The sequence below is a fragment of the Streptomyces sp. NPDC001315 genome, from assembly GCF_042896175.1.
Classification (GTDB): domain Bacteria; phylum Actinomycetota; class Actinomycetes; order Streptomycetales; family Streptomycetaceae; genus Streptomyces.
Window position 1 is genome coordinate 1564635 of sequence record NZ_JBIAWZ010000001.1, and the last position, 25450, is coordinate 1590084.

Genomic DNA, 25450 nt, shown 5'->3' on the forward strand with positions numbered 1-25450 from the left:
CGGGCATGAGTCTCGTACGCCGTGCCGTGCCCGAGGACGCGCAGGAAGTGCTGCGCCTTCGCCAAGTGATGATCGATTCGCTGTTCGCCGCAGATCCGTCCACCGACTGGCACGCGGAGTCCCTGCCGACGCTGCGGGCGAGGCTGTCCGAGCCCGGCGGGGACTTCGCCGCGTTCGTCGTGGACCATCCGGAGCGGCCGGGGGCGCTGGCGGCGCTGGTGGCCGGGACGATCGAGTACCGGATCGGTCGGCAGGGCAATCCGCGGGGGACGATCGGCTTCGTCTTCAGCGTCGCCACCGACCCGGACGCGCGCCGCCGCGGATACGCGCGCGCGTGCATGGACGAACTGCTGGAGTGGTTCCGGGCGCGCGGCGCCGCCCAGGTCCACCTCACCGCGTCGGCGGAGGCCGAGCCCTTGTACGCCTCCCTCGGCTTCAAGCCCAAGCCCGACCCCCTGATGGAGCTGAAGCTCTGACGCACTTAGGCTCGACGTCATGTCCTTGAAGAGCTTGACGTTGATCGAGAACTGGCCGGTTCCCACCACTGCGGCGGGTGTCGTACGGGCCGACGGCACGGTCCTGGGGACCCACGGGCCGGTCGGGCAGCGCTTCTCGCTGGCCTCGGTCACCAAGCCGCTCGCCGCGTACGCCGCCCTCGTCGCCTACGAGGAGGGGGCGATCGAGTTCGACGAGCCGGCCGGTCCGGCCGGTTCGACGGTCCGTCATCTGCTCGCCCACACCTCGGGGCTGGCCTTCGACGAGCACCGGGTGACGGCGGCGCCCGGGGAGCGGCGGCTGTACTCCAACGCGGGCTTCGAGCAGCTCGGGGACCACATCGCCAAGGCGACGGACATCCCCTTCGCCGAGTACCTGCGGCAGGCGGTGCTGGAGCCCCTCGGCATGACCGCGACGACCCTCGACGGCTCGCCCGCGAAGGACGGCGTGTCGACGGTGGCGGACCTGCTGCGGTTCGCCGCGGAGGTGCAGGCGCCGCGGCTGCTCGATCCGCGTACGGTCGCCGAGGCGATGACCGTGCAGTACCCGGGCACGAAGGGCGTCCTGCCGGGCTACGGCCACCAGAACCCGAACGACTGGGGTCTCGGCTTCGAGATCCGGGACTCCAAGTCGCCGCACTGGACGGGTTCTTCGTCCTCACCGCGGACGTTCGGGCACTTCGGGCAGTCCGGTACGTTCCTTTGGATCGACCCGGACGCGGGGGCGGCGTGCGTCGCCCTGAGCGACCGCCCCTTCGGCCCGTGGGCCGTCGAGGCCTGGCCGCCCCTCACCGACGCGGTGCTCGCGGAGCTCGCTCACTGACGCGACGGCTCCCGGTCGTGGCCGCGGCCGTCACCGGCACCGTCACCGTCACCGTCACCGGAAGGCAGCCGCGTTGCGTTCGGCCCAGGCGGCGAAGCTGCCCGGCGCACGGCCCAGGACGTGGGCGACGTCGGGGCTCGGCCGCCGCTCGTCCTCGGTCGGTTCGCCCAGGATGGCCAGGGTGCCCTCGACCACGGGCAGCGGCATGAACCGCGCCATCAGTTCGTGCGCCTCCTCACGGGTCTGCTCGACGAAGCGCACCGGTTCGCCCAGCGCGGTCGCGATCGCGGCCGCGCGCTCGCGCGGGGTGGTCGGCGCGGGACCGGTCAGGGTGTAGGTGGCCCCGAGGTGCGCGCCCTGTCGCAGGGCGGCGGCGGCGACCGCGGCCACGTCGTCGGGGTCGACGAAGGGCAGGCCGACGTCACCGAACGGCGCCGCGGCCTCCCGCCGGGTTCGGATCGACTCGGCCCACGCGAAGGCATTGGTCGCCATCCCGCCCGACCTCAGAACCGTCCAGTCGAGCCCGGACTCCCGTACGGCCGCCTCGAATCGGCCCGGGTGCCGGTACGCCTGCGGGCGGGTCCCCGCGCCCTGGGAGGACAGCAGCACCACCTTGCGGATCCCGGCGGTCTTCGCCGCGTCCAGGACGCCGTGCGGGTCCTCGCCCGCCACCAGCAGGAACAGCGCCTCGGCGCCGTCGAAGGCGGCCCCGAGGCCGACCGGCTCGGCCAGATCGGCCGCCACCGCCCGTACCCCCTGCGGCACATCGGCCCGGGTGATGTGCCGGGCCACCGCCGTCACCGGCAGCCCGGCCTCGGTGAGCATCCGTACCAGCGCCCGCCCTACGTTCCCGGTCGCGCCTGTCACCACGAACATGTCGATCTCCCCGCCCCAGAAGTTAGTCAGTCAGCTAACTGACTCGGTCGATCGAGACGCTAGCACAGGCCGGCCACCGGCTGTCTATAGTCAGTCGGGTGACTGACTCAAAGGACTCAGGGGATTCCCGGCGCTCCCGGACGAAAGCCCGCGGCAAGCGGCAGCAGCTGACAGCCGCCGCGGCCCGGGTCCTGCACGAGCAGGGCGTGGAGCGCACGACCATCGCCGACATCGCCCGCGCCGCCGATGTCCCGACGGGAAACGTGTACTACTACTTCAAGACCAAGGACGAGCTGATCGAGGCCGCCCTCTCCGAGCACGCCAGCCATCTGGAGAGCCTCACCGGCCGCCTCGACCAGCTCCCCGACCCGCGCGAACGCCTCAAGGCGCTCATCGACGCCTGGGTCGGTCAGCGCGACATCGCGGCCCGTCACGGATGCCCCACGGGCACCCTCGCCGCGGAACTCGACAAGCGGGCCGAGGGCGGTCTCGACATCACGGCGGGCCTGGTCATACGGAAGCTGCTGGACTGGGTGGAACAGCAGTACCGCCAGATCGGCGTGACCGACCCCGAGGGCCACGCGCTGGCGCTGGTCGGCGCCTACCAGGGCATGTCCCTGCTCTCCAACGCCCTGCGCGACCCGGAGATCATGGCCCGCGAGGGGGCCCGCCTCACCCGCGAACTCGACAGCCTGGCGTGAGGAGAGAAGGGAGGAGAGAAGGAACACAGCGGCGACCTGTCGGCGCGTCAGCCTGCCGTCATCTCCCAGAGCAGCAGCTCCGCCCCCGTCACCCCCACCGCCTCCAGATCCTTCGCCTCCGTGATCCGCGCCGCGTCGCCCGCCGCCAACTCCTCGCCGTCCAGCCGCACTTCACCGCGCACGACATGGACGTACACGTAGGGCGCGTCCGGTACCGCCGTCCGCTCCCCCGCACCCAGGCGCCGTACATGGAGCATCGCGCCCGCCTCCGGGACCGCGTACGGAGTGGAGTCGGCGATGCCCCGGACGATCTCGTAGGAGGGGTCGCCGCCGGGGGCGCGCGGGGCCAGCCACATCTGGACGAAGGTCAGCGGGGTCTCGGCGTCGTTGCGCTCCACGTGCCGGACGCCGGCCGCCGCGCTCAGGCGCTGCACGTCCCCGGGGCGCACCACCGTCTCGTGGCCCGTGGAGTCGCGGTGGGTCAGCTCGCCCTCGGCCACCCACGTCACTATCTCCGTGTGACTGTGGGGGTGCTCGTCGAAGCCGGCGCCGGGGACGAGGTGCTCCTCGTTGCAGGCGATCACCGCGCCGAAGCGCAGGTTGTCGGGGTCGTAGTGCGGGCCGAAGGAGAAGGCGTGCCGGGAGTCGATCCCGGCCTCCGGGTCCCCTCCGCGGTAGCGCTCACCTGCGCGCCGTACGTCCATCACGTCCCCCACCGTAGACCCGCTCAGGACCTGCCGAGGACCGCACCCGCGACCCGGCGGCACACGCTCCCGTCCCGATAAGGCAGTCTTGTCCCGTGCCCGAACCCGAAGCCAGCAAGCCCAGAACCGCAGTGCACGACGTCCACCAGCACTCCGCGACCCTGAAGCGGCTGGAGAAGTCCGCCGGGACTCTCGCCGCCCAGGCCATCGCGCGGATGGACGAGACGCTGCCGTGGTACCGGGCCATGCCCCCGGAGAACCGTTCCTGGATCGGGCTCGTCGCGCAGGCGGGAATCGCCGCCTTCACCGAGTGGTTCCGGCGCCCCGACGCCCCACAGGCGATCTCCACCGATGTGTTCGGGACCGCGCCGCGCGAGCTGACCAGGGCCATCACCCTGCGGCAGACCGTCGAGATGGTGCGTACCACCATCGAGGTCATGGAGAGCGCGATCGACGAGGTCGCGGCCCCCGGGGACGAAGGCGTGCTGCGCGAGGCTCTGCTCGTCTACGCCCGCGAGATCGCCTTCGCCACCGCCCAGGTCTACGCCCAGGCCGCCGAGGCACGCGGTGCCTGGGACGCGCGGCTGGAGTCGCTCGTCGTCAACGCCGTGCTCAGCGGAGAGGCCGACGAGGGCGCGGTGAGCAGGGCCGCCGCGCTGGGCTGGAACGCGCCCGAGCATGTGTGCGTCGTGTTGGGGACCGCCCCCGACGGTGACTCCGAACTGACCGTGGAGGCCATCCGGCGGGCCGCCCGGCACGCCAAGCTCCAGGTGCTCACCGGGGTGCTCGGCAGCCGGCTCGTGGTGATCGCCGGCGGCAGCGACAACCCCCTCGCGGTGGCCAAGTCGCTGATCGGGCCGTTCGCACAGGGGCCGGTCGTGGCCGGTCCCGTCGTGCCCGATCTGCTCGCCGGGACCCGGTCCGCACAGGCCGCCGCGGCGGGCCTGAAGGCGTGTTTCGCCTGGCAGGACGCCCCGCGGCCGGTGCTGGCGGACGATCTGCTTCCGGAGCGCGCGATCGCTGGTGATCCCGGTGCGCGCGAGCAGCTGGTGGAGGAGATCTACAGACCGCTGGAGGAGGCGGGCTCGGCGCTCCTGGAGACGCTCAGCGTCTATCTCGAGCAGGCGAGCAGCCTCGAGGGCGCTGCCCGGATGCTGTTCGTTCACCCCAACACCGTGCGCTACCGGCTTCGACGTGTGACTGACGTCACGGGTTGGTCGCCTTCCGATGTACGATCCGCGTTCACATTGCGCATCGCGCTGATCCTGGGGCGTCTGGCCGATGGAGATCCGCAGACCTAGGCTTTTGTCGGGGGCCCACAAAACCCCCTCCTGTTCTTCGTCCTTGTCCTCACGGGCGGCCGTGGCCGTCCCCAAGAGAGAGTGTGAGAGTGCTCGTACTCGTCGCTCCCGGCCAGGGCGCTCAGACGCCCGGCTTCCTGACCCCTTGGCTCGAACTGCCCGGTTCCGCCGACCGCCTCGCCATGTGGTCGGACGCCATCGGGCTGGACCTCGCCCACTACGGCACGAAGGCCGACGCGGACGCGATCCGGGACACGGCTGTCGCGCAGCCGCTCCTGGTCGCGGCCGGGCTGCTGTCCGCCTCGGCACTCGGTGACATCGCGGACATCGGGCCGGGCGCGGTCGCGGGCCACAGCGTCGGCGAGATCACCGCCGCCGCCTTCGCGGGCGTCCTCAACGACGCCGCCGCGCTGGCCCTCGTCCGCAAGCGGGGCCTGGCCATGGCCGAGGCCGCCGCGATCACCGAGACCGGGATGTCGGCGCTGCTCGGCGGCGACCCCGAGGTGACCGTCCCGCACCTGGAGAAGCTGGGCCTGACCCCGGCCAACGTCAACGGCGCCGGCCAGATCGTCGCCGCGGGCACGCTGGAGCAGCTCGCCGCGCTGGAGGCGGACAAGCCCGAGGGCGTGCGCCGGGTCGTCGCACTGACGGTGGCCGGCGCCTTCCACACGCACCACATGGCCCCCGCGGTCGAGAAGCTGGCCGAGGCCGCCAAGGAACTCACGCCCACCGACCCGAAGTTCACCTACGTCTCCAACAAGGACGGGCAGACCGTCGCCACCGGTGACGAGGTCGTCGCGCGGCTGGTCGGCCAGGTCGCCAACCCGGTCCGCTGGGACCTGTGCATGGAGACCTTCAAGGAGCTCGGCGTCACGGCCCTGATCGAGGTGTGCCCCGGCGGCACGCTGACCGGCCTCGCCAAGCGTGCGCTGCCCGGCGTCAAGACGCTGGCCCTGAAGACCCCCGACGACCTCGACGCGGCTCGCGAGCTCATCGCCGAGCATGCCTGACGCCCCAAGGAGCCGACCGATCATGCCGAAGATCAAGCCCAGCAAGGGCGCCCCGTACGCGCGCATCCTCGGCGTGGGCGGCTACCGTCCCACCCGGGTCGTGCCGAACGAGGTGATCCTCGAGACGATCGACTCGTCCGACGAGTGGATCCGCTCGCGCTCCGGCATCGAGACACGGCACTGGGCGAACGACGAGGAGACCGTCGCCGCGATGTCGGTCGAGGCGTCCGGCAAGGCGATCGCCGACGCCGGGATCTCCGCCGAGCAGATCGGCGCCGTCGTCGTCTCGACCGTCTCGCACTTCAAGCAGACCCCGGCCGTCGCCACCGAGATCGCCGACAAGCTCGGCACGAACAAGGCCGCCGCCTTCGACATCTCGGCCGGCTGCGCGGGCTTCGGCTACGGCCTCACCCTCGCCAAGGGCCTGATCGTCGAGGGGTCGGCGGAGTACGTCCTCGTCATCGGCGTCGAGCGGCTGTCCGACCTGACCGACCTGGAGGACCGGGCCACGGCGTTCCTGTTCGGCGACGGCGCGGGCGCGGTCGTCGTGGGCCCCTCCAAGGAGCCGGCCATCGGCCCGACCGTCTGGGGCTCGGAGGGCGACAAGTCGGAGACCATCAAGCAGACCGTGCCGTGGACGGACTACCGCGACGGCACGGTCGAGAAGTTCCCCGCGATCACCCAGGAAGGCCAGGCGGTCTTCCGCTGGGCCGTGTTCGAGATGGCCAAGGTCGCCCAGCAGGCGCTGGACGTGGCCGGGATCACCTCGAGCGATCTGGACGTCTTCATCCCGCACCAGGCGAACGAGCGGATCATCGACTCGATGGTGAAGACACTCAAGCTGCCGGAGACCGTCACCGTCGCCCGGGACGTCCGCACCACCGGCAACACCTCGGCCGCCTCGATTCCGCTCGCGATGGAGCGGCTCCTGGCGACCGGCGAGGCGAAGAGCGGCGACACCGCGCTCGTCATCGGCTTCGGGGCGGGTCTCGTGTACGCCGCGACGGTCGTTACCCTCCCCTAGGCACTCCGTGCCGGATCATCATTCCGGTACGGGAACCGCAACACCCGCCGCTCACCGCGGCGGGCGCCACACCCTCTGGAACACTACGAAGGAGCGCCGACATGGCCGCCACTCAGGAAGAGATCGTCGCCGGTCTCGCGGAGATCGTGAACGAGATCGCCGGGATCCCGGTTGAGGACGTCCAGCTGGACAAGTCCTTCACCGACGACCTGGACGTCGACTCGCTGTCCATGGTCGAGGTCGTCGTCGCCGCCGAAGAGCGCTTCGACGTCAAGATCCCGGACGAGGACGTCAAGAACCTCAAGACCGTCGGCGACGCGACCGACTACATCCTCAAGCACCAGGCCTGAGCCACCCCTTAGGCCGGGAGCTGCCGGCCCCGCCACCCGGCGGTGGCGCCGCTGAATCCTCGTATCCGTTGGAGAAAGAATTCCCGTGAGCCCGACCAATCGCACCGTGGTCGTCACCGGTATCGGCGCAACCACACCGCTGGGTGGCGACGCAGCCTCTACCTGGGAGGGTCTGATCGCCGGTCGTTCCGGCGTCAAGCCCCTCGAACAGGACTGGGCGGCCGATCAGGCCGTCCGAATCGCGGCCCCGGTCGCCGTGGAGCCGACCGAGGTCATCCCGCGGCCGCAGGCCCGCCGTCTGGACCGTTCCGCGCAGTTCGCGCTGATCGCGGCCCAGGAGGCCTGGGCCGACGCCGGTTTCACCGCCAGGGCGGGTGAAGACGCGAGCGTCGACCCCGACCGCCTCGGCGCCGTCATCGCCTCCGGCATCGGCGGTGTGACGACCCTGCTCGACCAGTACGACGTGCTCAAGGAGAAGGGCGTCCGCCGCGTCTCCCCGCACACCGTCCCCATGCTGATGCCGAACGGTCCGTCGGCCAACGTGGGCCTGCTCGTGGGCGCCCGTGCGGGTGTGCACACTCCGGTCTCCGCCTGCGCGTCGGGCGCCGAGGCCATCGGCTACGGCATCGAGATGATCCGTACCGGCCGCGCCGACATCGTCGTCGCCGGTGGCACCGAGGCGGCGATCCACCCGCTGCCCATCGCCGCGTTCGGCAACATGATGGCGATGTCCAAGAACAACGACGACCCGCAGGGCGCCTCGCGCCCCTACGACGTCGCCCGTGACGGCTTCGTCCTCGGCGAGGGCGCCGGCGTGATCGTCCTGGAGTCCGCCGAGCACGCCGCCAAGCGCGGGGCCCGTGTCTACGCGGAGGCGGTCGGCCAGGGCATCTCCGCCGACGGCCACGACATCGTGCAGCCCGAGCCGGAGGGCCGCGGTATCTCGCACGCCCTGCAGAACCTGCTCGACAGCACCGACCTGAACCCGGCGGAGATCGTGCACGTCAACGCGCACGCCACCTCGACGCCGGCCGGTGACATCGCCGAGCTGAAGGCGCTGCGCAAGGTCTTCGGCGACGACGCCGACCACATGGCGGTCTCCGCGACCAAGTCGATGACCGGTCACCTGCTCGGTGGCGCGGGCGGTATCGAGTCCGTCGCGACCGTCCTCGCCCTGTACCACCGGGTGGCTCCGCCGACCATCAACGTGGAGAACATCGACCCGGAGGCGGAGGCCAACGCCGACGTCGTCCGCGGCGAGGCGCGCAAGCTCCCCGTCGAGGGCCGTATCGCCGCGCTGAACGACTCGTTCGGCTTCGGCGGCCACAACGTGGTGCTGGCGTTCCGCACGGTCTGAGACGCCCCCGTACGCACGTGAAGGGCCCCCACCGGCTGGTGGGGGCCCTTCACGTGTGCTGAGCGGACGTCAGCTCACGCGTGCTGAGCGGATGTCAGACCACTTGGTGCAGCCAGCGCACCGGCGCGCCCTCGCCCGCGTACCGGAACGGCTCCAGTTCGTCGTCCCAGGGCTTGCCCAGCAGCTTGGCGAGTTCGGCCTCGAGGTCGGTCTCGCCGCGCTGGGAACGCTGGAGGGCGGCGCGCAGCCGGTCCTCCGGGATGAGGATGTCGCCGTGGATGCCGGTGACGGCGTGGTAGATGCCGAGCTCGGGGGTGCAGCTGTAGCGCTCCCCCTCGGCGGTGGGGCAGGGCTCGGCGGTGACCTCGAAGCGCAGCAGGTGCCAGCCGCGCAGGGCGGAGGCGAGCTTGGAGGCGGTGCCGACCTCACCCTGCCAGGAGAACTCCGAGCGCCAGGTGCCGGGCGCGGCGGGCTGCCGGATCCAGTCGAGGTTGACGCGCGTACCGAGCACCCCGGCGACGGCCCACTCGACGTGCGGGCACAGCGCGCGCGGCGCGGAGTGCACGTACAGAACTCCACGTGTCGTCACCGGGACCTCCGGGCAGAGCGGGACATCTTGCTACTGGGGCCAAGCGCAGTGGCACGTCGGCCACCTGATGGCGAGGCTACCGTGCGGCGGCGCAAGGAGTGTGACGTACCGTCGGTCCCGGCGCCCGGAAACGTCCGCCATTCACCCAGGGGGACGCTTGTACAGGGGTGTGCCGTTGCACCGAGTCGGGGCGGGAACCCTCGCGCGTTGTCATGGGGGGGGAAGACTTGCCGGACGACCGAGGGGATCACCAGGGGATGCGGAAGCGAAGCAACCGTGCGCGAGCCGTCGTCGCCGTCGTGGCGGCGGCCGTTCTGGGGGCCGCCGGGTGCGACGCCGTCGGCGGTGGGTCCCCGGGCCCGAGCGGCCCGCGGGCCGAGGCGAAGCCGTCGCCCACCGCGGTCTGGGACCGCAGCCCGGACTCGATCGCGGCGGTCGGCGACTCCATCACCCGCGGCTTCGACGCCTGTGCGGTCCTGTCGGACTGCCCGGAGGTGTCCTGGGCGACGGGCAGCTCGGCGGAGGTCGACAGCCTCGCCGTGCGGCTGCTGGGGAAGACCGGCGCGGCCACGCACAGCTGGAACTACGCGATGACCGGGGCCCGCATGGCCGATCTGCCCGCGCAGGTCGGGCGGGCGGTGGTCCGGCGGCCGCAGCTGCTGACGGTGATGGTGGGGGCGAACGACGCCTGCCGGTCGACGACCTCGGACATGACGTCGGTCGCCGACTTCCGGGCGGACTTCGAGGAGTCGCTGCGCACGCTGCGCGAGGAGCTGCCGAAGACGCAGGTGTACGTGGCGAGCGTGCCGGACCTGAAGCGGCTGTGGTCGCAGGGGCGCACCAACCCGCTGGGCAAGCAGATCTGGAAGCTGGGCATCTGCCCGTCCATGCTGAGCGACGCGGACGCCCTGGACGCGGCGGCGACGACGCGGCGCGACACGGTGCAGGACCGGGTGGAGGGGTACAACAAGGTCCTGGAGGAGGTCTGTGCGAAGGACACGCGGTGCCGCTTCGACGGGGACGCGGTGTTCGACTACCACTTCGGCACGGACCAGTTGAGCCACTGGGACTGGTTCCACCCGAGCACGGTCGGTCAGGCGCGACTGGCGGAGATCGCGTACCGCACCGTCACGGCGCGGGAGCCGTGACCTAGTGTTTCCCACATGAGCGAACTTTTCGGCACACTTTCCGATGGCACTCCGGTCCACCGCTGGACCCTGGAGCGGGCCGGCGTGCGGGTCCGGATCCTGTCCTACGGCGGGATCGTGCAGTCCCTGGAGGTCCCCGACCGGGACGGCCGGTCCGGGAACGTGGTGCTGGGGTTCGCCGGCCTGGACGGCTACCTGACGCACACGGAACCCTACTTCGGCGCCCTGATCGGCCGGTACGCCAACCGGATCGCGGGCGGCCGCTTCCCGCTGGACGGGCTGTCGTACGCGCTGGAGCCCAACAACGCGCCGAACTCGCTGCACGGCGGTGAGCGCGGCTTCGACAAGCGCGTCTGGGAGGTGACGCCGGTCGAGCACGGCCTGCGCCTGAGCCGGGTCAGCCCGCACGGCGAGGAGGGCTTCCCGGGCCGGCTGGAGGTCTCGGCGACGTACACCCTGGACGCGTCCGGCGCGCTGCGGATCGCGTACCAGGCCACGACGGACGCGCCGACGGTCGTCAATTTCACCAACCACAGCTACTTCGACCTGGGCGGCGCCGGGAACACCGGCGGGCACGAGCTGCGGCTGGCCGCCTCGCGCTACACGCCGGTCGACGCGGACCTGATCCCGACCGGCGAGCTGGAGGACGTGACGGGCACGCGCTTCGACTTCCGGGCAGTCCGCAAGGTGGGCGCCGGCTACGACCACAACTTCGTGCTCGACAAGGGTGTGACACCGGCCCCCGAGGAGGTGGCCGAGCTGCACGACCCGGCGTCCGGGCGGGTGCTGACGGTGGCGACGACCGAGCCGGGGATCCAGGTGTACACCGCGGACCACCTCAGCGAGCCGTTCGCGCCCGGCGACGGCGTCGCGCTGGAGACGCAGCACTTCCCGGACTCGCCGAACCGTCCTGAGTTCCCGAGCACGGAGCTGCGGCCGGGCGCGGTGTTCCGGTCGGAGACGGTCTACGCGTTCTCCACGCGCTGAGGCTGGGAGTGCCCGGGAGGCCCGGAGAGAGAATGAGCCCCGGTCCGGAGGTCAGGTCACCGGACCGGGGCTGCTCTGAGGGGGCGCGAGGGCCCGTGTCAGACGTTAATGGTCATGGTGACCCCGTGGTCGACGATCGAGCGGCCGAGGCGAAGTTCGTACGAACCCTTCACAAATGCCCACGAGCTCGCCTTCTCGTCCCAAATCTCGAAGGCGCGGCAAACCGGAGGGCGGCGCAGCTGCGGGCGATTGTGGCGGTGGCGTCCGACGCCGCCCCTGTCACGAGGTGAGGTTCTCCTCTTCACGGGCCTCTTCGTCGGCGATCTCCTCGCCCCGCAGATCGCGGGCGAGGAGGGTCGCGCCCGCGACCGCGCCCGGCATCAGGAAGACCGCGACGAACGGGACCAGGAAGGCCAGGCCCAGTGGGGTGCCGAAGCCCCAGATCAGGGTCTTGCGGGAGCGGAGGAGGGCGAGGCGGTCGCGGAGTTCGACGCCGCGGCGCTGAAGGGCGACGGCGGCGAGTTCCTCGGTGAGGAAGAAGCCGGTGACGAAGAAGCCGATCACCGGGACGGCCGTCTGGCCGACGACGGGGAGGAAGCCGAGGGCGAAGAGGAGGATGCCCCACAGGACGGCGCGGACGACGATGCGCAGGCCGTCCCGCGCCGAGATCCACAGCTCACGCCAGAGCGGCAGGTCCGACTCGGGTGCGGTGCCGTCGGGCGAGACGTCACGGTCGACCTTCTCGGAGAGGTTCTCGTAGAAGGGCTGGCCGATGACGAGCGTGACGGCGGTGAAGGTGAGGACCGACAGCAGGAGGCCCAGGGCGAACAGCACGGCCGTGAGGAAGCCGCGGAACAGGCCCTGCCAGGGGCTCGACCAGTCGTCCGCGAACGGGGTCGCCCAGGAGACGAAGTCCTCGCCCCACAGGGCCAGACAGACCAGCGCCGCCGCGTAGACGACGAGGGTTATCAGGCCTGGCAACAGGCCGAAACCGTACTGCTTTCCGTGCCGGGCCACCCAGCGCTGGCCCTGCAGAAGATAGCTGAAACCCACCCCGAGATCGCGCATGGCCGAACTCTATCGAGCGGTTCCCTGCACCTTTCGCCGAGCGTGCGATCACCCTGCGCCGAGCTGATCGTTCCTCCCGCCGAACCGGTCGTCTCCCTGCGCGGAGCCTTTACGCGGTGTTCACCAGCTGATTCCGGCCGCCACCGGCCGGTGATCGCTGCCTGTGGCCGGCAGCAACCACGAGCTCTCCGGCTCCACGCCCCTGACGAGGATCTGGTCGATCCGCACCACCGGGAACCTCGCCGGCCAACTGAAGCCGAAGCCGTCCCCGGCCTCCTCCTGGGCCGAGCGCAGCCGCGAGGTGATGCCGTCGAACGCGCGGTCGTCCGTGGTGCCGTTGAAGTCGCCGAGCAGCACCACCCGCTCGTTCTGCTCGGCGGCGATGGCCTCGCCGAGCGCCTGCGCGTTCCTGTCCCGATGAACCGTCGAGTAGCCCGCCCTGGGATTCACGCGCACGGACCCCAAGTGGGCCACGTACACCGCCAGCGCCCCGTGGTCTGTGGTCACCGTTGTGCGCAGAGCCCGGTTGTAGGGCATCTTGTCCTCGGCCGACTTGGTGTCCGCCAGCGGCCCGACGTCCTGCTTGATGTCGACCGGCCGGGTGTCCGACAGCGGCAGCTTGCTCCACAACCCGACCGTGCCCAGCACCGCGTGGTACGGGTAGGCCTTCGCCAGCCCCTTCTCGTACGTGCCCCGGGCCTGCGCGGTGATCTCCTCGAGGGCCAGTATGTCCGCACCGGAGGCGACCAGGGCGCGGGCGGTGCCGGCCGGGTCGGGGTTGTCGGCGTCGACGTTGTGACTGGCCACGGTGAGGTCGCTGCCCGAGTGGGACTTGTCGCTGAGCAGCCCGCCGAAGAGGTTCAGCCACACCATGACCGGCAGCACCAGCGCGACCACCGCGGAGGCGGAGCGGCGCCAGAGCGCCCCGGCCAGCAGCACCGGGACGAACAGGCCGAACCACGGCAAGAAGGTCTCCACCAGGCTGCCGAGGCCCCCGCGATCCGTGATCTTCGCGTGCAGCAGCATGAACAGGCCGAGCAGCAGCGCCAGCGCCGCGAGCACCGGGCCGCGTCTCCAGGGCCCCGGCCGGGAGGCGGCGCGGATCGCCCGGCGGATCGCCCGGCGCAGGCCCGTGCGCCGGGTACCGGAGCCGGAGTCCCGGCGGCCGGCGCCGCCCTGTCCGGTCTCCGCCGTGTCCAGGGTCTCGGCGCGCTCCTCGGCTTCTGCCTGTTGCCGCGCATCCGCAAAATCGCGTATTGGTCCACTCACTTGCTGAATGTCCTCATTGTTGTTCATCCTCGACGATCAGTACACGCACGCTTCGAGGCTATGAGTCGGCACATATCGTCGGCGTATCGAAAACCACATCGGCGTTCGGCGTATCGAAAACCACATACGTGCCGGCAACACCACGCCGCCTTGACGCGCGGGCCTCTTCGGGCGCCTCGCGTACGCCATCTGGGCCATCGGTGACACCAACAGCCTCTTGTTGCTGTTGAGTCGAACAGGTACACCTCGCCGTACCGATCTCAGGAAGCCCGGAGGAGGTACGCGTGCGCACCGCGAGAACCGTCCCTGCGAGATCCGTCCCCGCGAGAACCGCCCTGATCGCTGCCCTCACCCTCGCCCTCACCTCGGCGAGCTCGCTCCTGCTCACCCCCCACACCGCGGCCGGCGCCGAACCGAAGGCCGTCACCCGGGAAGGTGCCGGACCGGACCGGGGCAGCGCCGCCCGGTCCCCGGCGAGCACCGCCCGCGGGGCCCTCACCGCACCCGTCACCGATCTGTCCGACGCCGACGCCGATGCCGACGCCACCCGTGGCTACCCCCGGCAACAGGTCCTCTCCCCCGATCCGGAGAACCCCGCCGACAAGTCCATCAAGCTCGGCCTCATCCCGTACCACGCCATCGCCCCGAAGCTGAACGCCTTACAGGCCCTCGGCGACCGGGTGAGCGTCGAGGTCGCCGGGCGGTCGGCGGGCGGGCACCGGCTCTATCTCGTCACCGTCACCGCCCCGGAGACCGCCCCTCGGGCCAGGGCCCAGGAGCGGATGCGCGAGCTCATCGAGAACGCGCCCGCCACGGCGGCCGAGTCCCCTGAGATCAAGGCCGATTACAAGACGCCCGTTTTCGTCGACAACAACATCCACGGCAACGAGTGGGAGGGTACCGACGCCTCCCTGAAGCTCATCGAGCAGCTCGCCACCGCGAACGACGCCAGGACCGCCGACCTCCTGGCCCACACCCGCCTCTACTTCAACATCACCGCCAACCCGGACGGCCGTATCGCCGGCACCCGCGCGAACGCCAACGGCTTCGACCTGAACCGGGACTTCGTCACCGCCTCGCAGCCCGAGGTGCGCGCGATGCGTCGGATCGGCATCGACAAGCAGCCGGCTGTCATGCTCGACCTGCACGGCTACGTCAACGGCACCCTCATCGAGCCGACGACACCGCCCCACGGCGAGAACTACGAGTACGACCTGTTCCTGAAGAACACCTACGCCAACGCCCTCGGCATGGAGGCCGCCGTCAACGGCCTCGGACACACCCCCGCGAAGGACGGCGTCCAGCCCGCCCAGATCCCGTTCCGCGACCAGCAGGAGGGCTGGGACGACTGGCCCCCGATCTTCACCCCGCAGTACGCGGCCTTCCACGGCGCGGTCGCCGCGCACACCGTCGAGATCCCGATGACGGTCAACAACTCCGCCTACGACAAACTGCCGGTGGACGAGCTGCGGCGCCGGTCCGCCATCAACGTCGACGTCGCGGGTGCGGCGATCCGCGCGACCCTCGACTACGTACAGACCCACCGCGCTTCCGTCGTCGCCGACCAGATCGAGGTCTTCCGGCGGGGCGCGACCGGCGCAGCGCAGGTTCCCGTGTCCGAGGAGACCGTGCCGGGAGTTCCGGGCATCGGGCCGGAGGACGTCTACACGACCACCTTCCCGCGCGCCTACGTCATCCCGGCGGGCACCGGGGCGCAACGCTCGGCCACGGCCGCCGCCCGCCTCGTCGACCACCTGATCGCCAACGACGTCCGCGTCTCCCGCGCCACCACCGCCTTCCGGCTCGGCGGACGGACGTACGCGCAGGGCTCGTACGTCGTCGACATGCACCAGCCCAAGCGGGGTCTGGCGAACGTCCTGCTGGCCGACGGCCGGGACATCAGCGACAGGGTGTCGGTGATGTACGACATCTCGGGCTGGAGCCTGGGCCGGCTGTGGGGCGCCACGGTGCGGCCGGTGACGGGCGGGACCCTGTCCGGGGTGTCGCTGCGCCAGGTCACGGCCGCCGCGCACGTCGGGTACGTGGCCCCGCGCGGCACGCTGCGCCTGCGCCTCGACGACCCGAGCGGGATCGCCGCCCTCAACTCGCTGCTCCGACAGGGGGTTTCCGTACGTCAGGCGGCGGACGGGAGTGCGATCGTGCCCGGGTCGGCGCGCGCCCTGGCCGAGGAGGCGGCACGGACGTACGACGTCGCCTTCGACGCCACGACCCTCCCCGGTACGGTTCCGCTGCACCGCGTCCGCGTCGCCGCGGCCGTCACCCCGGGCGAGCTCTTCGCCCTGCGCGAGATGAACTTCGAGGTCACGCCCGTCTCGACGGACGTCCTCAACGCGGGCTTCGACTGGTCGGCGGCGGACGTGCTGTTCGTGTCGGCGGGGCTGGGGTACGACGGCCTGATCCCGGCCGCCCGCACCGCCCTGGACGCCTTCCTGGCCGGGCACGGACTCGTCGGGCGCGGCACGACGGGAGCGGCGCTGAACGCCGCCGCCGGGCTGCTGGCGGTGAAGCCCGTCGAGGGCAACGGGGCCGCCAACGGCGTGGTCCGCGTGGTGAATTCGGGTCCGGTCACCGCGAGCGCGCCCGACCACGGCTTCGTCTACGCGCCCGTCTGGTTCACCGATCTGGGGCCCGGCGTACGCGTGGAGCAGTCGTACGCCGCCGGGAACCCGCTCGTCTCCGGCCACTGGCGGCCGCTGAAGGACGGCTCGGGAGGGCCCGCCGCGGCGGGCGGGCAGGCCTCGGTCGTGAGCGGCCCGCACGCTGTCCTGTTCGGTACCGAGCCCCTCTTCCGGGACCACCCGAAGGGGGACTTCCCCCAGGTCGGACAGGCGTTGATCGCCATGGCACACGCGCACGGCGGCTGAAGTCGCCGAAGGCACCGCGGCGCGGGCGGCTGCCAGGCCTTCGCGGATCCGCGCACCGGACCGGCCTACGGCTACCCGCGACGCCGGTTCGCCTATGAAGGCCGCACCCCACGTCCAGGAGTGCGGCCTTCATCGTGAGCAACGACCGCCGTCAGACGAGCGTCACGGTGATGTCGCCGCGAGTCGCCTTCGAGTACGGACAGACCCGGTGGGCCTTCTCGATCAGAGACCGGGTCAGAGCTTGACGATCATCTTCCCGGTGTTGTCGCCGCGCAGGACACCGAGGAACGCCTCCAGATTGTTCTCGATGCCCTCGACGACGGTCTCGCGGTACTTCAGCTCGCCGGAGCGGATCCAGGCGCCGACCTCCTGGACGAACTGCGGCTGGAGGTCGTAGTGGTCGCCGACCAGGAAGCCCTCGATGCGGCCGCGGGTCTGGATGAGCCGGGCGAGGTTCTTCGGGCCGGGCACGGGCTCGGTGCTGTTGTAGACGGAGATCATGCCGCAGATCGCGATCCGGCCGTCGCGGTTGAGCTGCCCGATCGCGGCCTCCAGGTGATCGCCGCCCACGTTGTCGAAGTAGACGTCGACACCGTCCGGAGCGGCCTCGCGGAGCTGCTCGCCGACCGGGCCGTTCTTGTAGTTGAAGGCGGCGTCGAAGCCGTACTCCTCGACGAGCAGCTTGACCTTCTCGTCGGACCCGGCGGACCCGATGACGCGCGAGGCGCCCTTGAGCTTGGCGATCTGCCCGACCTGGCTGCCCACGGCACCCGCGGCCCCGGAGACGAACACGGAGTCGCCCTCCTTGAAGGAGGCGGTGCGCAGCAGACCGGCGTAGGCGGTGAGACCGGTCATACCGAGAACACCCAGGTACGTCGACAGGGGCGCGGCCTCCGGGTCGACCTTGACGATCTGCTTGGCGTCGACCGTGGCGTACTCGCGCCAGCCGCCGAAGTGGAGCACGTGGTCGCCCGGGACGATGCCCTCGACGCCCGAGGCGACGACCTCGCCGACGGCGCCGCCCTGCATGGCCTTGCCCAGCTCGAAGGGGGCCACGTACGACTTGGCGGCACTCATCCGGCCGCGCATGTACGGGTCGACGGAGAGGTACTTGTTGCGTACGAGGACCTCGTCGGCGCCGGGCTGCCTGATCTCCGCCTCGACCAGCGCGAAGTCCTCGGGCTTCGGCCAGCCGACCGGCCGGCTGAGCAGGTGCCATTCACGGCTGACGGCGGGGAGCGTGGGGGTGTCGGACATGGAACCTGGGCCTTTCTCACATGCTTCAAATACTTCAGTACCTGAAACAACCATGCTCCTGAATATTTCAGGATGTCAAGTAAAGGGGTACCCTGAAGTCATGCCCACCCCACAGCAGACGCGCCGACCCGACGCCCTGACCATGGAAGTCGTCGAACTCATCGGCGAGGTCGTGTCCCGGTTCTACGAGGACTACGAGGCCGCCGCCGGAGACCACGCCCTCACCGGCGCCCAGGCCCGCCTGCTGAGCCTGCTCTCCCTGGAGCCCCTGCCGATGCGCAAGCTGGCCCAGAAGCTGAAGTGCGAGCCGTCGAACGTCACGGGCATCGTCGACCGCCTGGAATCCCGCGGCCTGGTGGAACGCCGCCCCGACCCCCATGACCGCCGGGTGAAGCTGGCGGCGGCGACGGAGGAGGGACGGCAGGTGGCCAAGGGCCTGCGGGAGGGCCTGCGCTTCGCGCGGGAGCCGCTGGCGGGGCTGTCGGACGCGGAGCGGCTGGTTTTGCGGGATTTGCTACAGCGGATGCTGGCGGCAGGACTTTGACAGGCCGCCTCGCTCGGTGAGTCTGCGGTAGCAGACGAGAGTGCGGGCGAGGAAGCGCTCGGCCCTGCGTTCGTAGCGGCGGTGGAGGCGTCGGCAGCCGGGCAGCCAGGCCGCGCGCCCGCCAGCAAACGGTACGTGTGCCGGGCAGCCCCTTTTCACCTGCATTTTCGCAGGTGACGCCGATCCGTACGTCCGTGGGAGTCCGCTGACATACGCCGTTGGTGGACGCGGTTGCCGTCAGCGTTGCCGTCAGACCGCTGCTACTCGATGCCGAGGATGCGGAGGCCGTGGTGGAGGCGGAAGTCCTCGTAGTCCTTAAGGTTGAGGGTGGCCAGTGGCAGGTCGTAGGTGAGCGCGGTGGCGGCGATCCACATGTCGTTGGTGGGGCGGGGCCGTCCCCGCTGTATCCCTGCCGCGGAGAGCCGTCCCCAGGTGGTGGCGACGGCCTCATCGCCGGGCAGAACGGGGATGGCAGTGAGCCAGTCGGCGAGTTCCTGGCGGCTGCGGGTGCCCCAGTGGCGGATCTCCATCCACTTGGTGAGCTCGCCGTAGGTCACGAAGGTGATCAGCGGTTTGCGGCCGATGAGCCGGGTTGCGAGCAGGCCGGTCAACTTGCGCTTGTGCAGCAGGGACGCGACGTCGGTGTCGAGGATGACGGGTTGCATGCGGTGGTGGCCTCAGGCTGCGTCTCGGTGGCGCTCGGCGTACGTGAAGGCGAGGAACTCGTCCAGTTCCTCGTCCGACTCGAAGGTGTCGGCAGCGAGGTCGTCCAGGGAACGGATCGGCTGGGTGCCCTTCGCCGCCAGGAGCTCCTCGACCGACAGGCGCGGCCTGGGCTGCGGGTAGCTGAAGTCTTCGGGGGCGGGCGTGCTCATCAGGACCTCCAGGAGGGCGGAAACCGGCTCCACGGCCAGCATACGGTCGCTCTCACCTGCTGACATCAGGCTTCGCCACAGGGAGCGAGCCCTCGAACGCGTGTGCCGCGAAGCCCTCTGCCGGGGGTGGCGTCGGCACGGGTTCATATCCGGCCGATCTGGGCCACCGGGTGTCGGCGCGTCGGGAGATCCTGCGGTCGACTGGCTGTTCCGGGGTGCTGGTTGTGCGCGGCTAGGGGCCGGCTTCGGTGAGCGGGGCGGCACCGTAGCGGCCGGGCCCGCACACCGGCCGGCAATCCCTGCCGACGAGAAGCATTGCTAAGCGATGAACCCCACGAGCTGGGTTGGTGGGGTTTATCGCGGAGGCCGTTACGATCAATAATCTCCGGCTTCGGGGTTTTCTATGTACGCGCGAAGCCGCTCACGCATCACCCTCCGATATTCCTGAGGGTCTGAATCATAACGGGCGCATTTGGCCTGCCAGGACTGCAGTTCATTCTCGATCTCATCCAGCGACCAGATATATTCCTGGCTGCTTCCATGGCGGACCACGCCAGGCCTCTCGGAATCCGCTACCAGATCGAATCCGTGCAGCCGCTGAAGTGCGGCGCGAACCATGGGATCATGAATCCTGTCCTCTTCGTCCCCGACCCACTGCTCTGCCCAGTCATGCACTTCACGCCTCGAGGTCGTGCCCGCAAGCAAGGCCAACCAGCAACCCTCCACGTCGCTGCGACTGGGAATCCAGCCTTCCCTGGGAATGCTATCTGTCACGAGTCTTCTCCCATGACCAACGGCCGTCCTCAACTCTGCGCTCAATCGAAACGTCCGACATTCCCTCAATGACCGTGGTGGGCTTCCCGCTCGGGTTCGACATGTCACGAATCACGACCTGACTCGTCCCGTCACCATTACTCAGGGTCTTCACAATCTGCCCGTCGTCTTGGACATACATATCGCCCTTCGACCACACCTCGTCTACATCGACATCGCGATGCGCCTGCCGAAAGGTGCCATGGATGTCGCGACCGGAAGTCGATCCGGACGGGCAGTTGTGCACCAAGACGGGAGTGTTGCCCGCCAGCACATAGTACGTGTGCTACGCGGCCCCTCTCTACCTGCGTTTTCGCAGGTCAAGCGATATTCGGCGGTCCGCTGAGGTACGAGTTCGGCCGGGGTTGTTCGTGGTTGTTGCCGTCGCTACTGCCGTCAAGGGTCGAGCTGGCCCGGTCTGGGCTTTTGGGTTATTTGAGGTGCTCGGTGAGGTCGTCCACGGTCCAGTCGGCTTGGCGGAGGATGGAGCGGAGGGTGCCGGGCGCGAGAGAGCGGTGCAGGGGCACGATGACGGTGCGGTCGTCCTTGCGATACTTGGCGTGGCTGCCCCGGGTCGCGATGTGGCCGAAGCCGGCGCGTTCGAGCGCCTTGGTGATCTCGGTGCCGGACAGGCCATGGGGGACGGCGGGGCTCATGCGACGCGGACCTCGATCGGTGCGGTGATCACGTCGGCAACGACCTCGGGGGCGGGGGCGTCCTCGAAGTACAACTCCAGCGCCTCGCGGAGGTTGGCCAGGGCTTCCTCGATGCTCTCGCCCTGGCTGGTGACCTCGACCTGGAGACAGCGGGCCACATACCACTCGTCCTCACGGATGATGGCGGCGGTCAGGTGCAGTGCGTGCGTCATAGATGAAAGTCTGGCATGCCGGGCGACGCCGTCAGAGTTTTTCCGGCCGCGGACCACCGCATACGGTGAACCTCCGGCGACGTGCGGTCGGGGACGATTGCCCCGCCGGAGGCGACGCCAGCCACCGCCCTCGGTGAGCCCGGCGACGGACGTGAAGGGTCGGCCCCCTGGCTGGCCCTGTGCCTGCGATCCGGCCGTAGGACGGTCGTAGGCGACAACTTGCTGTGCGAAGCGCGAGGGCTCCACGCCCACAACTTTCTCCCGGCCGTGCCAGGTTGGGCCCAGCTCGTACCTGGGTCCGGCCGTCTGCCAGCACCTCGCGCGGGCCTCGGCTGCTCGCTCAACGGCGGGTTTGTCGGCGTCGGCGGCCCACACCAGTGGGCGGGAGCCGCCTTGAACCTCGTAGAGAAAATCTGAACGCACGCCCCCAGCCCGCCCGGCACGGCGGGTCAGTGGCCCCGCTCGCCGCCGCCTGACTCCAGGGTCTCGACGCGGCCACGAAGGTCGGCAATCTGCTGAACGGCCTCGGCCAGCGCCCGTTCCAGCGCCTCGACGCGGGCCGCCGTCCCGCCGACGGGTGCGGTCGCCTCCGCGCCGTCGAGGTCATCAGCGTCGGCGACGTGGTCGTGGTGGACGACGAAGGCGCCCTTGCCGGGGCGGGAGACCGCCCACCCCTCCTGCTTCAACAGGGCCATGGCCTTCTGCACGGTCAGGCTCGCCGCCCCGAACTCCCGCATCAGCACGGCCTGCGTCGGCAGCGCGTCCCCCGGCCGCAGCTCACCCGAGCGGATCCGCTCCCGCAGGGTCTCGGCGATCACCTCGAACGTCAGCTGCACCCCGCCACCAGCCGGCCTGCGCCCGCGCCGCCCCACCATCACTCCGGTCACCCCCGCTTCCCACGCCCTCTACCAGCAAAATGCGGCCCGTCCAAACCGGGAAACCGGCCCCACACTACCCGCGTCCCACCACCCGCAAGAAAGGAATCAGGAGGGATGCACTTGAATGCGCCTGTGAGGCGATGTTAACGTCACGCACCCGCCGGTGATCACCACCGAGCCCCGCCGACCAGGCCCCCCTGGTCCGGCCCTCGCGCCCCACTTCGAGGCGCCTGTTCCTCTGTGAGCCGATCACTTCGGCCTGCCCACGCCGCCCCGCGCCGTACCGCTTCCGCGCTCCCGCCGAAAGGCCCCATTTCCGCATGCCCGCACAGCTCCAGCTCCCGTACCCCGCGACCGTTCCAGCCGCCTCACGTCCGTCGCCGACGTTCACGACACCGACCTGCCCGGCGGACGTCAGCGCCTCACCGGCAGGGCGGTCGGCGCTGGAGCGCCGCGCCAGGCTCACCGGCAGGCTGGCGAAGCTCGCCGCCACCGGCCAACTCGCACCCCTCGCACGACAGATCAGCGCGCTCGGCGGCTGCACGCATCCGATCCGCCTCACCGGGCACCGCAGCCGTCTGGACAGCGCGACCGGCGAGATCCTCGACCACTTCAACTCCGGCAGGCTCCCGGCGGGCGAACTGCTGGTGCGCTGCGGCAACCGCCGCGCCACCCGCTGCCCCGCCTGCTCCACCGTCTACCGCTACGACACCTACCAGCTCATCGCCGCCGGACTGCGCGGCGGCAAAACCGTCCCCACCAGCGTCGCCGCCCACCCCCGTGTCTTCGCCACCCTCACCGCACCCGGCTTCGGCCCCGTCCACAACCAGCCCGACACCGGCCGCTGCCACTGCGGCCAAGTCCACTCCGACAACGACCGGCTGCTGGGCACCCCGCTCGACCCCGAGCGGTACGACTACGCGGGCGCGGTGCTGTGGAACGCACATGCCCCAGCGCTGTGGGCCCGCTTCACCACCCACCTGCGGCGGGAGATCGCCAAGGCGGCTGGGGTGACGCAGCGGGCCCTGCGCCACCACGCCAAGCTTTCCTATGCCAAGGTCGCCGAGTACCAGAAGCGGGGTCAGGTCCACTTCCACGCCATCATCCGCCTCGACGGACCCACCGGCCCCACCAGCACCCCGCCCGCCTGGGCCACCACCCAACTCCTCGACCACGCCATCCGCGCCGCCGCCATACGCACCCGCGTCCACCACGAGGGCGAACCGCCGAAGCAACCACAGCCCGCCGGGCACATCCCCGCCTCCTCGCCTCAAGGCTCAGATCGGGCGGGGTGGTTGGTGTTCCGGTTCGGGCGGCAGATCGACGTCCGGGCGATCCGCGGCACCGACTTCACTGGAGACGGCCCGGTCACCGAGCGGCACGTCGCCGCCTACATAGCCAAGTACGCCACCAAGGGCGCCGAGACCACCACCGGCACCCTCGACCGCCGCCTCCGCCTCCTCGCCGAACTCGCCACCCACGACATCACCGATCACGCCCGCATGATCCACACCGCCTGGCACCTCGCCACCAACCGCCGGCACGCCCACCTTCGCCTGCGCCAGTGGGCCCACATGCTCGGCTTCCGAGGCCACTTCTCCACCCGCACCCGCCACTACTCCACCACCCTCGCCCACCTCCGGGCCGAACGCACCGCCTGGCGAACCCGCCGACCCGACACCCAGACCACAGCCCCAGCACCGGCTGAGGCACAGACCGGGCAGACGGACGGCAGGCCGATCGGTGACCAGGCCGGACACTCCACCGACCTGGCCGCCGGTCACCGCCCCGGTCACCGCAACATCGCCGGTCAGCGCGTGGACTCGGATACGACGCTGGTCATCTCCCACTGGCAGTACGCCGGAACCGGCCTCCTGCCCGAACTCGAACACCTCGCCAACCTCCTGACCGCAAAACGGCAGACCCGACCCGAGCAACCGACCCGAACCCGGTCGGAGCACTCCAGTGACCACGCTGACCACTCCGCCGGTCACCTGGTCGGTCACTCCACTCACCGGCTGACCAGTGCTATCCGGACGGGGGCCCTCGCGTGACCGCCGGCACAGAACTCCTCACCGTCCCCCAGGTCATGGAACGCCTCCAACTCGGCCGCACCGCCGTCTACGACCTCATCCGCACCCGGCAACTCGCCTCCCTCACCCTCGGCCGAGCCCGCCGCATCCCCACCCACGCCCTCACCGACTTCATCCACACCCGCCTCGACCAGGAAGCCGCATGACGACCACACCCCGCGACACCCCCGCCTCCCGCCGCGTGCGCGCGAACGGCGACGGCACCGTCTACCAGCGCAAGGACAGCCGCTGGGAGGCCGCCGGATACGTCCTCGCCCCCGGCAACACCCGCAAGCGCATCCGTGTCTACGGCACCACCCGCAAGGAAGCCCTCGCCAAGCTCACCGAGAAGATCGCCGCCAGCAACCGTGGTGTCCCCGCTCCGTCCGCGCAGGGCAGCCTGGCTACGTACCTGACGTACTGGCTTCAGAACGTCGCCGTCCATCAGCTCCGCGAGAACACCCACACCCGCTACACCGCCGTCGCCCGGCTCTACCTCATCCCCGGACTCGGACGGAAGAAGCTCGCCAAGCTCACCGCCAAGGACGTCCGCACCTGGCTCAACCAGCTCCGCACCACCTGCCAGTGCTGCACCCGCGGCCTCGACACTGCCCGCGACCAGCCCCGCTGCTGCGCCGCCAGCAAGTGCTGTTCCAAGCGGCTCTCACCGCTGACCCTGGCCTACGTGCACTCCGTGCTCAAGTCCGCACTGGAGCACGCGGTACGCGAGGAGGAAATCCCGCGCAACGTCGCCCGAAACGTCCGCACCGGCACACCACGGCCCCGCCGCTTCGAACCCCTCACCGCCGCGGAAGCGCGCGAGTTCCTGGCCGCCGTCAGCGGTCACCGGTTGCAGCCGCTGTTTGAACTCGCCCTGCACACCGGGCTCCGCAAGGGCGAACTCCTCGGCCTGCGCTGGGAAGACCTCGACCTGGCCGGCGGAACCGCCAGCATCCGCCGCACCCTCCAGCGCACCAACTCCGGCGGCCTGACCGCCCTACCGACCAAGACCCAAAGTTCCGAACGGCGCATCGCCCTGCCGACACCATGCCTGCGCTCCCTCGAACAACACCGCGACCGACAGCGCCAGGAACGCAAGGCGGCAGGCAAGGACTGGCCGGACAGCGGCTACGTCTTCACCCGGCCCAACGGTGCCCCGATCGAAGGGGCCACTCTCACCCGGCACTTCACCGCCCTGCTCCACCGGGCCAGGCTCCGCCGCATCCGGTTCCACGATCTCCGGCACTCGGCGGCGACCCTCCTCCTGGAACAGGGCGTCGAACTCGTCGTCATCAAGGAACTCCTCGGCCACGCCCACATCGGCGTCACCGCCACCGTCTACGCCCACGTCCGACTCCGCCTCCAGCGCGACGCCATCGACCTTCTTGGCAGCGCCCTCCGCAACCCCTCCAAGATCACCGGCGACCCCGACGACGGCGACGACCCAACCCTGTGCGCCGCGCCCGTCCGCTGACGTTGCCGTCAACTACTGCCGTCAGGAACGTCAGAAGCCCCACCGAAGGTCCTCTTCGGTGGGGCTTCTCCTTGCGGCGAGCG

27 protein-coding genes and 1 pseudogene are annotated in these 25450 nt (G+C 70.5%); 15 read left to right on the forward strand and 13 right to left on the reverse strand.

The genetic code is table 11. The annotated features are described in order from the left end of the window. Window positions 1–5: 5 nt before the first annotated feature. Window positions 6–476, forward strand: a complete 471-nt coding sequence (locus ACFY16_RS06930) for a GNAT family N-acetyltransferase (RefSeq protein WP_390646008.1) — start codon at window positions 6–8, stop codon at window positions 474–476. 19 nt (window positions 477–495) lie between these two features. After that, window positions 496–1317 carry a serine hydrolase domain-containing protein gene (locus ACFY16_RS06935; RefSeq protein ID WP_390646009.1) on the forward strand — a complete coding sequence of 274 codons (822 nt, stop codon included), beginning with the start codon at window positions 496–498 and terminating at the stop codon, window positions 1315–1317. A 54-nt stretch (window positions 1318–1371) separates the two neighbouring features. Here the strand turns inward: ACFY16_RS06935 and ACFY16_RS06940 are convergent, their stop codons facing one another. After that, window positions 1372–2193: an SDR family oxidoreductase gene (locus ACFY16_RS06940; RefSeq protein WP_390646010.1), complete on the reverse strand. Its 822-nt coding sequence runs from the start codon at window positions 2191–2193 to the stop codon at window positions 1372–1374. A 98-nt stretch (window positions 2194–2291) separates the two neighbouring features. Between ACFY16_RS06940 and ACFY16_RS06945 the strand changes: the two genes are divergently transcribed. Beyond that, entirely contained in the window at window positions 2292–2894 is a 603-nt protein-coding gene (locus ACFY16_RS06945; protein WP_390646011.1) for a TetR/AcrR family transcriptional regulator, read from the forward strand. A 47-nt stretch (window positions 2895–2941) separates the two neighbouring features. Here the strand turns inward: ACFY16_RS06945 and ACFY16_RS06950 are convergent, their stop codons facing one another. After that, entirely contained in the window at window positions 2942–3598 is a 657-nt protein-coding gene (locus ACFY16_RS06950) for a pirin family protein (protein WP_390646012.1), read from the reverse strand. A gap of 95 nt (window positions 3599–3693) precedes the next feature. Here ACFY16_RS06950 and ACFY16_RS06955 point away from each other — a divergent pair, with 95 nt between their 5' ends. The 5 genes from ACFY16_RS06955 to ACFY16_RS06975 all read left to right on the forward strand — a co-directional run bounded on the left by ACFY16_RS06955 (window position 3694) and on the right by ACFY16_RS06975 (window position 8640). Beyond that, window positions 3694–4899, forward strand: a complete 1206-nt coding sequence (locus tag ACFY16_RS06955; protein ID WP_390646013.1) for a PucR family transcriptional regulator — start codon at window positions 3694–3696, stop codon at window positions 4897–4899. An 89-nt stretch (window positions 4900–4988) separates the two neighbouring features. Continuing rightward, entirely contained in the window at window positions 4989–5909 is a 921-nt protein-coding gene (locus ACFY16_RS06960; RefSeq protein WP_390646014.1) for an ACP S-malonyltransferase, read from the forward strand. A gap of 22 nt (window positions 5910–5931) precedes the next feature. Then, window positions 5932–6933 (forward strand): ketoacyl-ACP synthase III, encoded by a 1002-nt coding sequence (locus tag ACFY16_RS06965; protein ID WP_390646015.1) that lies wholly within the window; start codon window positions 5932–5934, stop codon window positions 6931–6933. Between the two features lie 101 nt (window positions 6934–7034). Next, complete coding sequence (locus tag ACFY16_RS06970; protein WP_030341284.1) at window positions 7035–7283, forward strand: acyl carrier protein; 249 nt, start codon at window positions 7035–7037, stop codon at window positions 7281–7283. An 85-nt stretch (window positions 7284–7368) separates the two neighbouring features. Continuing rightward, the gene (locus ACFY16_RS06975; RefSeq protein WP_390646016.1) at window positions 7369–8640 is read left to right on the forward strand and encodes a beta-ketoacyl-[acyl-carrier-protein] synthase family protein; all 1272 of its coding nucleotides are present in this window, start codon (window positions 7369–7371) and stop codon (window positions 8638–8640) included. A 94-nt stretch (window positions 8641–8734) separates the two neighbouring features. Here the strand turns inward: ACFY16_RS06975 and ACFY16_RS06980 are convergent, their stop codons facing one another. Beyond that, window positions 8735–9229: a DUF3145 domain-containing protein gene (locus ACFY16_RS06980; protein WP_390646017.1), complete on the reverse strand. Its 495-nt coding sequence runs from the start codon at window positions 9227–9229 to the stop codon at window positions 8735–8737. A gap of 257 nt (window positions 9230–9486) precedes the next feature. On the opposite strand from ACFY16_RS06980, the gene ACFY16_RS06985 reads away from it, so the two are divergent. Beyond that, a complete protein-coding gene (locus tag ACFY16_RS06985) occupies window positions 9487–10377 on the forward strand; it encodes an SGNH/GDSL hydrolase family protein (RefSeq protein ID WP_390646018.1) in 891 nt (296 codons plus the stop codon). Window positions 10378–10392: 15 nt separating this feature from the next. Next, the gene (locus tag ACFY16_RS06990) at window positions 10393–11364 is read left to right on the forward strand and encodes an aldose epimerase family protein (RefSeq protein ID WP_390646019.1); all 972 of its coding nucleotides are present in this window, start codon (window positions 10393–10395) and stop codon (window positions 11362–11364) included. A gap of 279 nt (window positions 11365–11643) precedes the next feature. Here the strand turns inward: ACFY16_RS06990 and ACFY16_RS06995 are convergent, their stop codons facing one another. Further along, window positions 11644–12432: an EI24 domain-containing protein gene (locus ACFY16_RS06995; RefSeq protein WP_390646020.1), complete on the reverse strand. Its 789-nt coding sequence runs from the start codon at window positions 12430–12432 to the stop codon at window positions 11644–11646. 120 nt (window positions 12433–12552) lie between these two features. Next, window positions 12553–13728, reverse strand: a complete 1176-nt coding sequence (locus ACFY16_RS07000) for an endonuclease/exonuclease/phosphatase family protein (RefSeq protein WP_390646021.1) — start codon at window positions 13726–13728, stop codon at window positions 12553–12555. 257 nt (window positions 13729–13985) lie between these two features. On the opposite strand from ACFY16_RS07000, the gene ACFY16_RS07005 reads away from it, so the two are divergent. After that, entirely contained in the window at window positions 13986–16586 is a 2601-nt protein-coding gene (locus tag ACFY16_RS07005) for a M14 family zinc carboxypeptidase (protein WP_390646022.1), read from the forward strand. Window positions 16587–16737: 151 nt separating this feature from the next. Here ACFY16_RS07005 and ACFY16_RS07010 read toward each other — a convergent pair. Together ACFY16_RS07010 and ACFY16_RS07015 are read right to left on the reverse strand one after the other, a co-directional pair. Beyond that, a pseudogene (locus ACFY16_RS07010) lies at window positions 16738–16818 on the reverse strand (organic hydroperoxide resistance protein); the annotation flags it as partial. A gap of 2 nt (window positions 16819–16820) precedes the next feature. After that, a complete protein-coding gene (locus tag ACFY16_RS07015) occupies window positions 16821–17843 on the reverse strand; it encodes an NADP-dependent oxidoreductase (protein ID WP_390646023.1) in 1023 nt (340 codons plus the stop codon). A gap of 100 nt (window positions 17844–17943) precedes the next feature. Between ACFY16_RS07015 and ACFY16_RS07020 the strand changes: the two genes are divergently transcribed. Next, entirely contained in the window at window positions 17944–18387 is a 444-nt protein-coding gene (locus ACFY16_RS07020; protein ID WP_390646024.1) for a MarR family winged helix-turn-helix transcriptional regulator, read from the forward strand. 260 nt (window positions 18388–18647) lie between these two features. Here the strand turns inward: ACFY16_RS07020 and ACFY16_RS07025 are convergent, their stop codons facing one another. The 6 genes from ACFY16_RS07025 to ACFY16_RS07050 all read right to left on the reverse strand — a co-directional run bounded on the left by ACFY16_RS07025 (window position 18648) and on the right by ACFY16_RS07050 (window position 21830). Then, a complete protein-coding gene (locus ACFY16_RS07025) occupies window positions 18648–19052 on the reverse strand; it encodes a type II toxin-antitoxin system VapC family toxin (RefSeq protein WP_390646025.1) in 405 nt (134 codons plus the stop codon). A 12-nt stretch (window positions 19053–19064) separates the two neighbouring features. Then, entirely contained in the window at window positions 19065–19304 is a 240-nt protein-coding gene (locus ACFY16_RS07030) for a hypothetical protein (RefSeq protein ID WP_390646026.1), read from the reverse strand. A gap of 333 nt (window positions 19305–19637) precedes the next feature. Next, complete coding sequence (locus ACFY16_RS07035) at window positions 19638–20036, reverse strand: hypothetical protein (RefSeq protein ID WP_390646027.1); 399 nt, start codon at window positions 20034–20036, stop codon at window positions 19638–19640. A 470-nt stretch (window positions 20037–20506) separates the two neighbouring features. After that, window positions 20507–20731 (reverse strand): type II toxin-antitoxin system HicA family toxin, encoded by a 225-nt coding sequence (locus ACFY16_RS07040; protein WP_390646028.1) that lies wholly within the window; start codon window positions 20729–20731, stop codon window positions 20507–20509. Then, window positions 20728–20943, reverse strand: coding sequence for a type II toxin-antitoxin system HicB family antitoxin (locus ACFY16_RS07045; protein ID WP_390646029.1), 216 nt, complete (start codon window positions 20941–20943; stop codon window positions 20728–20730). Before ACFY16_RS07045 ends, ACFY16_RS07040 begins: the two co-directional genes overlap by 4 nt. 449 nt (window positions 20944–21392) lie before the next feature. Continuing rightward, a complete protein-coding gene (locus ACFY16_RS07050; protein ID WP_390646030.1) occupies window positions 21393–21830 on the reverse strand; it encodes a winged helix-turn-helix domain-containing protein in 438 nt (145 codons plus the stop codon). A gap of 311 nt (window positions 21831–22141) precedes the next feature. Here ACFY16_RS07050 and ACFY16_RS07055 point away from each other — a divergent pair, with 311 nt between their 5' ends. Genes ACFY16_RS07055 through ACFY16_RS07065 form a run of 3 tightly spaced genes read left to right on the forward strand, consistent with a single transcriptional unit; the run spans window position 22142 to window position 25367 of the window. Then, a complete protein-coding gene (locus tag ACFY16_RS07055) occupies window positions 22142–23875 on the forward strand; it encodes a replication initiator (RefSeq protein ID WP_390646031.1) in 1734 nt (577 codons plus the stop codon). Then, window positions 23872–24060: a helix-turn-helix domain-containing protein gene (locus ACFY16_RS07060; RefSeq protein ID WP_390646032.1), complete on the forward strand. Its 189-nt coding sequence runs from the start codon at window positions 23872–23874 to the stop codon at window positions 24058–24060. The genes ACFY16_RS07055 and ACFY16_RS07060 overlap by 4 nt, the downstream gene beginning before the upstream one ends. Further along, window positions 24057–25367 (forward strand): tyrosine-type recombinase/integrase, encoded by a 1311-nt coding sequence (locus ACFY16_RS07065; RefSeq protein ID WP_390646033.1) that lies wholly within the window; start codon window positions 24057–24059, stop codon window positions 25365–25367. Before ACFY16_RS07060 ends, ACFY16_RS07065 begins: the two co-directional genes overlap by 4 nt. Window positions 25368–25450: the final 83 nt, after the last annotated feature.